7 protein-coding genes and 1 tRNA gene are annotated in these 7,863 nt (G+C 73.8%); 5 read left to right on the top strand and 3 right to left on the bottom strand.

The window, feature by feature from the left end:
• Window positions 1-56: 56 nt before the first annotated feature.
• Window positions 57-2,810 carry a pyruvate dehydrogenase (acetyl-transferring), homodimeric type gene (gene aceE, locus AB2L27_RS19895; RefSeq protein ID WP_370443232.1) on the bottom strand — a complete coding sequence of 918 codons (2,754 nt, stop codon included), beginning with the start codon at window positions 2,808-2,810 and terminating at the stop codon, window positions 57-59.
• Between the two features lie 87 nt (window positions 2,811-2,897).
• Window positions 2,898-3,794, bottom strand: a complete 897-nt coding sequence (gene fdhD, locus AB2L27_RS19900; protein ID WP_370443233.1) for a formate dehydrogenase accessory sulfurtransferase FdhD — start codon at window positions 3,792-3,794, stop codon at window positions 2,898-2,900.
• A 186-nt stretch (window positions 3,795-3,980) separates the two neighbouring features.
• Between fdhD and AB2L27_RS19905 the strand changes: the two genes are divergently transcribed.
• Both AB2L27_RS19905 and AB2L27_RS19910 read left to right on the top strand, forming a co-directional pair.
• Window positions 3,981-4,409, top strand: a complete 429-nt coding sequence (locus AB2L27_RS19905; protein ID WP_370443234.1) for a DUF3052 domain-containing protein — start codon at window positions 3,981-3,983, stop codon at window positions 4,407-4,409.
• Window positions 4,355-4,864, top strand: coding sequence for a redoxin domain-containing protein (locus AB2L27_RS19910; protein WP_370443235.1), 510 nt, complete (start codon window positions 4,355-4,357; stop codon window positions 4,862-4,864). The genes AB2L27_RS19905 and AB2L27_RS19910 overlap by 55 nt, the downstream gene beginning before the upstream one ends.
• A 7-nt stretch (window positions 4,865-4,871) precedes the next feature.
• Here the strand turns inward: AB2L27_RS19910 and AB2L27_RS19915 are convergent.
• Window positions 4,872-4,944: transfer RNA gene (locus tag AB2L27_RS19915), tRNA-Val, on the bottom strand.
• A gap of 119 nt (window positions 4,945-5,063) precedes the next feature.
• Here AB2L27_RS19915 and AB2L27_RS19920 point away from each other — a divergent pair.
• The 3 genes from AB2L27_RS19920 to AB2L27_RS19930 are packed head-to-tail and all read left to right on the top strand — an operon-like array spanning window position 5,064 to window position 7,740.
• Window positions 5,064-5,888 (top strand): Nif3-like dinuclear metal center hexameric protein, encoded by an 825-nt coding sequence (locus tag AB2L27_RS19920; RefSeq protein WP_370443236.1) that lies wholly within the window; start codon window positions 5,064-5,066, stop codon window positions 5,886-5,888.
• An 8-nt stretch (window positions 5,889-5,896) separates the two neighbouring features.
• The gene (locus AB2L27_RS19925; protein ID WP_370443237.1) at window positions 5,897-6,640 is read left to right on the top strand and encodes a zinc ribbon domain-containing protein; all 744 of its coding nucleotides are present in this window, start codon (window positions 5,897-5,899) and stop codon (window positions 6,638-6,640) included.
• A complete protein-coding gene (locus AB2L27_RS19930) occupies window positions 6,637-7,740 on the top strand; it encodes a bifunctional RNase H/acid phosphatase (RefSeq protein ID WP_370443238.1) in 1,104 nt (367 codons plus the stop codon). The genes AB2L27_RS19925 and AB2L27_RS19930 overlap by 4 nt, the downstream gene beginning before the upstream one ends.
• The last annotated feature ends 123 nt before the right edge of the window (window positions 7,741-7,863 follow it).

A 7,863-nucleotide genomic window follows, 5' to 3' on the forward strand; every position in this document is an offset into this window, starting at 1 on the left:
AGGTTCGTCAGCACCTGGTGCAACCGGCCCGGGGCGCCCGCCACCGCGGGTTCAGCTCAGCTCTCGCCGCCGGCGTTCCCGCTGCGACCGGCGCGCACGTCGTGCAGCTGGTACTTCTCGATCGCCTGCCCCGGGGCGCGCCAGTCGACCTCGCCGCGGCGGGCGAGCATCTCCAGGGCCCGGACCGCCACCGACGGGCCGTCGATGTGGAAGTACCGGCGGGCCGCCGCGCGGGTGTCGGACAGGCCGAAGCCGTCCGCGCCCAGGGAGGCGAACTCGCCCGGGACCCACTGGGCGATCTGGTCGGGGACCTGGCGCATCCAGTCGCTCACGGCCACGACCGGGCCGGGGGCGTCCTGCAGCTTCTGCGTCACGTACGGCGTGCGCGCGTCCTCACCGGGGTTGAGGAAGGCGTGCTCGTCGCAGGCCAGGCCGTCGCGGCGCAGCTCGTTCCAGCTCGTCACCGACCACACGTCGGCGACGACCCCGAAGTCGTCCTTCAGGAGCTGCTGGGCCTCCAGCACCCACGGCACCCCGACCCCGGAGGCCAGGAGCTGGGTCCGCGGACCGTCGCCCTCGCCGACCGAGACGCGGTGCATCCCGCGCAGGATCCCCTCGACGTCGACACCCTCCGGCTGCGCCGGCTGGACCATCGGCTCGTTGTAGACCGTCAGGTAGTAGATGACGTTCTCGGGGTCCTCGCCGTACATGCGGCGCAGACCGTCCTTGACGATGTGCCCGATCTCGTAGGCGTAGGCCGGGTCGTAGGACACGATCGCCGGGTTCGTCGCCGCCAGCAGCAGCGAGTGCCCGTCGGCGTGCTGCAGGCCCTCGCCCGTCAGCGTCGTCCGCCCGGCCGTGGCGCCGATCATGAACCCGCGGGCCATCGTGTCGGCCGCGGCCCAGATGTTGTCGCCCGTGCGCTGGAACCCGAACATCGAGTAGAAGACGTAGATCGGGACCATCGGCTGGCCGTGCGTGGCGTAGGAGGACCCGGCCGCGGTGAAGGCCGCGATGGACCCGCCCTCGTTGATGCCGACGTGCAGGATCTGGCCCTGCTCGGACTCCTTGTACGCCAGCATGAGCTCGCGGTCCACGGACGTGTAGTTCTGCCCGTGCGGGTTGTAGATCTTGATCGTCGGGAAGAGCGAGTCCATCCCGAACGTGCGGGCCTCGTCGGGGATGACGGGCACGACGCGCTGGCCGAACTCCTTGTCCCGCATGAGGTCCTTCAGCAGCCGGACGAACGCCATCGTCGTGGCGATCTCCTGCTTGCCCGAGCCCTTGGCCGCGATCTTGTACGCGTCGTCGGCCGGCAGGTGCATCGGGGCGTGCTGGACGCGCCGCTGGGGGACGGGCCCGCCGAGGTCGGCGCGCCGCTTGCGCAGGTACTGGATCGACTCGTCGCCGTCACCGGGGTGGTAGTACGGCGGGCGGTAGGGGTCCTTCTCCAGCTGCTCGTCGCTGATCGGGATGCGCAGGGAGTCGCGCAGGAGCTTGAGGTCCTCCAGCGTGAGCTTCTTCATCTGGTGCGTGGCGTTGCGCCCGGCGAAGTGCGGGCCCAGGCCGTAGCCCTTGATGGTCTTGGCCAGGATGACCGTCGGCTGACCGGTGTGGTTCATCGCCGCCTGGTAGGCCGCGAACACCTTGCGGTAGTCGTGCCCGCCGCGCTTGAGGTTCCAGATCTGGTCGTCGGACATGTCGTCGACGAGCTTCTTCGTGCGCGGGTCCCGGCCGAAGAAGTTGTCGCGGACGAACCCGCCGTTCTCGGCCTTGAACGTCTGGTAGTCCCCGTCGGGGGTGGCGTTCATGAGGTTCACCAGCGCGCCCTGGTGGTCGGCGGCGAGCAGGGAGTCCCACTCCCGGCCCCACAGGACCTTGACGACGTTCCAGCCCGCACCGCGGAAGAACGCCTCCAGCTCCTGGATGATCTTGCCGTTGCCGCGGACCGGGCCGTCGAGGCGCTGCAGGTTGCAGTTGACGACGAAGGTGAGGTTGTCGAGCTCCTCGTACGCCGCGAGCTGGGCGAACCCGCGCGATTCCGGCTCGTCCATCTCCCCGTCGCCGAGGAAGGCCCACACGTGCTGCTGGGAGGTGTCCTTGAACCCGCGGTGGTGCAGGTACTTGTTGAACTGCGCCTGGTAGATGGCGTTCGCCGGGCCCAGGCCCATCGAGACCGTCGGGAACTCCCAGAAGTCCGGCATGAGCCGGGGGTGGGGGTAGGACGACAGGCCGTCCGGGGCCTTGGAGACCTCCTGGCGGAAGCCGTCGAGCTGCTCGGCGCTCAGCCGGCCCTCGAGGAAGGCGCGCGCGTAGACGCCGGGGGAGGCGTGGCCCTGGATGAAGACCTGGTCACCGCCGCCGGCGTGGTCCTTGCCGCGGAAGAAGTGGTTGAACCCCACCTCGTACAGCGTCGCGGAGGAGGCGTACGTGGAGATGTGCCCGCCGACGCCGATGCCGGGCTGCTGGGCCCGGTGCACCATGACCGCGGCGTTCCAGCGGATCCACGCGCGGTAGCGTCGCTCGACCTCCTCGTCCCCGGGGAACCACGGTTCGGACTCGGGGCCGATGGTGTTGATGTAGTCGGTCGCGGTGAGGCTGGGGACGCCGACCTGCCGCTCACGGGCCCGCTGCAGCAGCTGCAGCATGAGGTAGCGCGCGCGGTTCTGCCCGCGTTCGTCGACGATCCCGTCCAGGGAGGCCAGCCACTCGGCCGTCTCCTCGGGGTCGATGTCCGGCAACTGCGACGGCAGGCCGTTCAGGATGGGGCCCTTGCCGGCGGGCGCGCCCGCTTCATCGCGTCTGGCCACGGTGGTGGTCCTCCCGCATGTCGTCGAGGGTCACGTCGCCCGGGCCGTGGTGTCGGGCCGGTGGGCGACGGGGCCCAGCTGGTGGGATCAGGTTAGGACGGACGTCGGACGCGGGCCCACCCCGGTCCCCGCCGTGCTCTCGCCGGTGGGGGGACCGACGTCGAGCCGGTGCCCGCCCGCGTACACGTTCGCCCGCGGCGGGCGCACGAAGCCCAGCAGCGTCATGCCCGCCTCCCGGGCCAGGGACACGGCCAGCGAGGAGGGCGCCGAGACGGCCGCGAGCACCGGCACACCGGCGACCGCGGCCTTCTGCACCAGCTCGAAGGAGGCCCGCCCCGAGACCACCAGGACGGTGCCGCGCAACGGCAGGCGCCCCTCGCGCAACCCCCAGCCGACGACCTTGTCGACGGCGTTGTGCCGGCCCACGTCCTCGCGGGCGCACAGCAGCTCGCCCTCGGCCGTGAACAGCCCCGCCGCGTGCAGGCCGCCGGTGCGCTCGAACGTCGACTGGGCCGCGCGCAGGGCGTCGGGCAGGCCCGCCAGGACGTCGGTGCGCACCCGCACCCCGTCGTCGTGGACGGGGGCGCGGACCCGGGAGAGGACCTCCTCGACGCTGACCGAGCCGCACACCCCGCACGCCGACGTCGTCGTGAACGGGCGGGCGACGCGGTCCCCGGCGAGCCGGCTGCCCGGGCGGGCGCTGATCTGCAGCAGGTTGTACGTCGGCTGCCCGTCCGGTCCGGTGTCGGTGCAGTGGCGCATGGCCACCACGTCCTCGCGCCCGCGCAGCAGCCCCTCGGCGTGCAGGAAGCCCAGGGCCAGCTCCACGTCGTGCCCGGGGGTGCGCATGGTGACGGTGAGCTGCTCGCCGTCGACCTCCAGCTGGAGGGGTTCCTCCACGGCCAGGGTGTCGGCGCGCTCGGTCGCCGCCCCGGTGTCCAGGTCCAGGCGGGTCGTGCGCGTGCGGGTCGACGCCGTGGCCACCGGCCCAGCCTCTCACCCCCGCCCGGTCCCGGCCCCCGCGGCCGTCCGGGGAGGGCCGGTGGACGGATCGTGACCGGTCCGTGGCGCGGTTCGTCTTGCGCAGGACACCGTTCCTCCGCTCCACTAGGAGGTCAGGACTGTCGAAGAGCCCCACCTCCGGGGGGCGTCGAGGAAGGTAGGACATCAGTGGGTGCGACCGCGGACCCTGCGGCGGATGTGGCTGCAGCGGCCAAGCTGGGCTTCAAGTCCGGGCAACTGGTCCAGGAGTACGGCTGGGACGAGCAGGTCGACGAGGACTTCCGGGAGGCCGTCGAGGAACTCGTCGGCGGCGAGATCCTGGACGAGGACGCCGACGACGTCGCTGACGTCGTGCTCTGCTGGTACCGGGAGGGGGACGGAGACCTCGTCGACGCCCTGGTGGACGCCATCACCAACCTCGCCGACGGCGGCATCGTCTGGCTGCTGACGCCGAAGAACGGGCGGCCCGGGCACGTGGCCGCCGCCGAGATCGACGAAGCCGCCCCCACGGCCGGGTTGCACGCGACCTCCAGCGTGAGCGCGTGCGCCAACTGGGCCGGGACGCGCATGACGACGCCGAAGAGCGGGCGCCGCTGACCCCGCAGGTAGGGGACCCCTTCCCCGTCCCCGACGCGCTCCTGCCCGACCAGCACGGCGAGCGGGTCGCGGTGCGGGAGCTGTGGGAGAACGGGCCGGCGCTGCTCGTCTGCGTCCCGGCGGCCTTCTCCACGCACTGCACCGCCGAGCTCGGGGCGCTGGCGTTCGAGGTCGAGCGGTTCGACGCGGCGGGCGTGCAGCTCGCCGCGTTGTCCTGCGACCCGGTGCCGGCGCTGCGGGCCTGGGCCGACGACCGCGTCTACCCCTTCCCGCTGCTGAGCGACTTCTGGCCGCACGGCGAGGTCTCGCGGGCCCTGGGCGCCTTCGACGAGGAGCTGGGGGTCGCGCGGCGGCTCTCCCTCCTCGTCGAGGACGGCCGGGTGCGCTGGCTGCTGCGCGGGGAGCACGGGGCGCCGCGGTCGCTGGCCGCGCACCTGGCGGCGCTCCAGGGGTGAGGGCGGGTGGGCCCGGCCGGGCTCGAACCGACGACAGCCGCGGTGTAAGCGCGGTGCTCTACCAACTGAGCTACAGGCCCCTGGCGGCCCCCGGGAGGGGTCCGGCGGCACCACCGTAGCCGCCCGGGAGGCGTTAGTGTTCGCCTCCGTGATCCCTGCGGCCCCTTCGCCCGGCGCGGACGCGCCCACCCTCCGGCAGGTGACCGACGCCCTGGAGGCCATGCACCCCCTGGAGTGGGCGCAGTCCTGGGACGCCGTCGGGCTGGTCTGCGGGGACCCGGCCGCGCCGGTGCGCCGCGTCCACTTCGCCGTCGACCCCGTCGCCGAGGTCGTCGAGGAGACGATCGCCGCCGGGGCCGATCTGCTCGTGACCCACCACCCCCTGCTGCTGCGCCCGGTGAACTCCGTGGCGGCCACGACGTTCAAGGGCGCGGTGGTGCACCGGGCGATCACGGCCGGGCTGGCCGTCTACGTCGCCCACACCAACGCCGACGCGGCTGCTCCGGGGGTCTCCGACGCCCTCGCCCGCGTCCTGGACCTCGACGACCTCGTCCCGCTCGACCCGCTGCCGGGCCGGCCCGACCTCGGCATCGGGCGGGTCGGGGTCCTGGCCGCCCCCGAGCGCCTGGGCGACTTCGCCGACCGCGTCGCGGCCGCGCTGCCCGAGACCGAGCAGGGCGTGCGCGTGGCCGGTGACCCCGACGCCCTCGTGCGGCGCGTCGCCGTGTGCGGCGGGTCCGGGGACAGCCTGTTCGAGCAGGTCCGCGCCAGCGGCGCCGACGTCTACGTCACCGCCGACCTGCGCCACCACCCCGCCTCGGAGGCCCGCGAGCGCGCCGCCGTCGAGGACGGCCGCCCGCACCTCGTCGACGTCGCGCACTGGGCCAGCGAGTGGCCGTGGCTGGCCGGCTGCGCCGACCGCCTGGTCGTCGCGCTGGCGTCGGCCGGCCGTACCGTTGAGGCCCACGTGTCCACCACGCGCACCGATCCCTGGTCGTTGCGCGTCCCCAGCCGAGGAGAGTGAGCGGGGCGATGCCCAAGGCTCCGGCGATCGACCAGCAGCGCCTGCTGGACCTGCAAGCCGTCGACACGCGTCTGGCGCAGCTCGCGCACCGCCGTTCGACCCTGCCCGAGCAGAAGGAGCTCCAGGGGCTGGAGGCCGAGCGTCGCCGCTCCGGCGACATGCTCGTCGCCGCGCGCACCCTCGTCGGCGACGTCGAGCGGCAGGTGGCCAAGGCCGAGGCCGACGTCGCCCAGGTCCGCGACCGCGCGGCCCGCAACACGAAGCGCCTGGAGTCCGGGACCGGCTCGGCCAAGGACCTGCAGGGCCTGCAGCACGAGCTGGAGTCCCTGGCCCGCCGGCAGGGCGTGCTGGAGGACGAGGAACTGCTCGTCATGGAGCGCCTGGAGCAGGTGCAGTTCGCCGCCGCGGAGCTGACGACGACGGACACCGAGCTGGCCGAGCAGATCGCCGACGTCACCGCCCGCCGGGACGCCTCCCTGGCCGAGGTCGCCCAGGAGGAGACGGCCGTGCTGGCCCGCCGGCAGGCCATCGTCATGGGGATCGACGACGCGCTCGTCGCGCTGTACGAGAAGGTCCGGGCCCCGCGCGGAGGGGTCGGGGCCTCGCTGCTGCGCTCGCGCCGGTGCGGCGGGTGCCAGCTGGAGCTCAACGCCTCGGACCTGGCCGAGATCCGCGGGGCGGCCGCCGACGACGTCGTGTTCTGCGAGGAGTGCGGCCGGATCCTGGTGCGCACGGGGGAATCCGGGCTGTGAGCCGCGTCCTGCGGATCGAGGCCGACGGCGGTTCGCGCGGCAACCCCGGTCCCGCGGGGTTCGGGGCCGTGGTCAAGGACGCCGCGACGGGGGAGGTCCTCGCCGAGGTCGCCGAGTCCATCGGGCGGGCGACCAACAACGTCGCCGAGTACCGCGGTCTCATCGCCGGGCTCCGTGCGGCGCAGGCGGTCGACCCCGACGCGCGGGTGGAGGTCCGGATGGACTCCAAGCTCGTCGTGGAGCAGATGTCGGGCCGCTGGCAGGTCAAGCACGCCGACATGCGCGTCCTGGCGCAGGAGGCGCGCTCGCTCGCGGGGTCGCACGTGGACTACGGGTGGATCCCGCGCGCCCAGAACTCCCACGCCGACCGCCTGGCCAACGAGGCCATGGACGCCGCGGCGGCCGGGCGGCAGTGGCAGCGCGCGACGACGGCCGCCGAACCGGCCGCTCCCCCCGCCACGGCCTCAGCCACGGCCCGCGCCGTCGACCCCGACGGCCCGCCGACGACGCTCGTCCTCGTGCGGCCCGCCTCGACCCCGCTCACCGAGCAGCGCCGGATCTCCGGCCGCCACGGTGAGGACCCGGGGCTGTCCGACCACGGGCGGGCCGAGGCGGCCGTCGCGGCGACCTGCTGGGACGTGCACGACGCCGCGGTGGTGATCACCTCCACGATGCGCCGCTCGCGCGAGACCGCCCGGATCATCGCCGAGGCCCTCGGGGCGGAGGTGCTGGTCGACCCGCAGTGGGACGCGACCGACGTCGGGGACTGGGACGGCCTGACCCGCGCGGAGGTCGTGAGGCGGTGGCCGCGGGAGTTCGCGGCCTGGAACGACTCCGGTGACGCGGCCCCGCCCGGCGGGGAGCCGCTGCGGGCGGTGGAGCGCCGGGTGCTGGCTGCGCGCGAGGGGCTGCTGCGCCGGTGGGCCGGGCAGCGGGTCGTCCTCGTCACGCACGGCGACCCGCTGCGGGTCCTGCTGCGCTCGGCGCTGGGGGCCGGGCCGCAGGTGCAGCGCCGCATTCACGTCGACCCCGGCTCCCGGACGTTGCTGCGCTACCGCCCCGGCGGTTCCTGCGAGGTGCTGGCCGTCAACCGCGTCTGAGAAGCTGTCCTCAAAGGGTTGAGGGGGCCGAGCGGGTCAACCGCCGCAGCATCACCCGGCTGTAAGCGATCTGCACCATCGCCACCGCCGAGGCCACCGTCCGCTCGTAATCCCGAGCCAGCC

This window comes from Kineococcus halophytocola (assembly GCF_041276425.1).
GTDB classification, from domain to species: domain Bacteria; phylum Actinomycetota; class Actinomycetes; order Actinomycetales; family Kineococcaceae; genus Kineococcus; species Kineococcus halophytocola.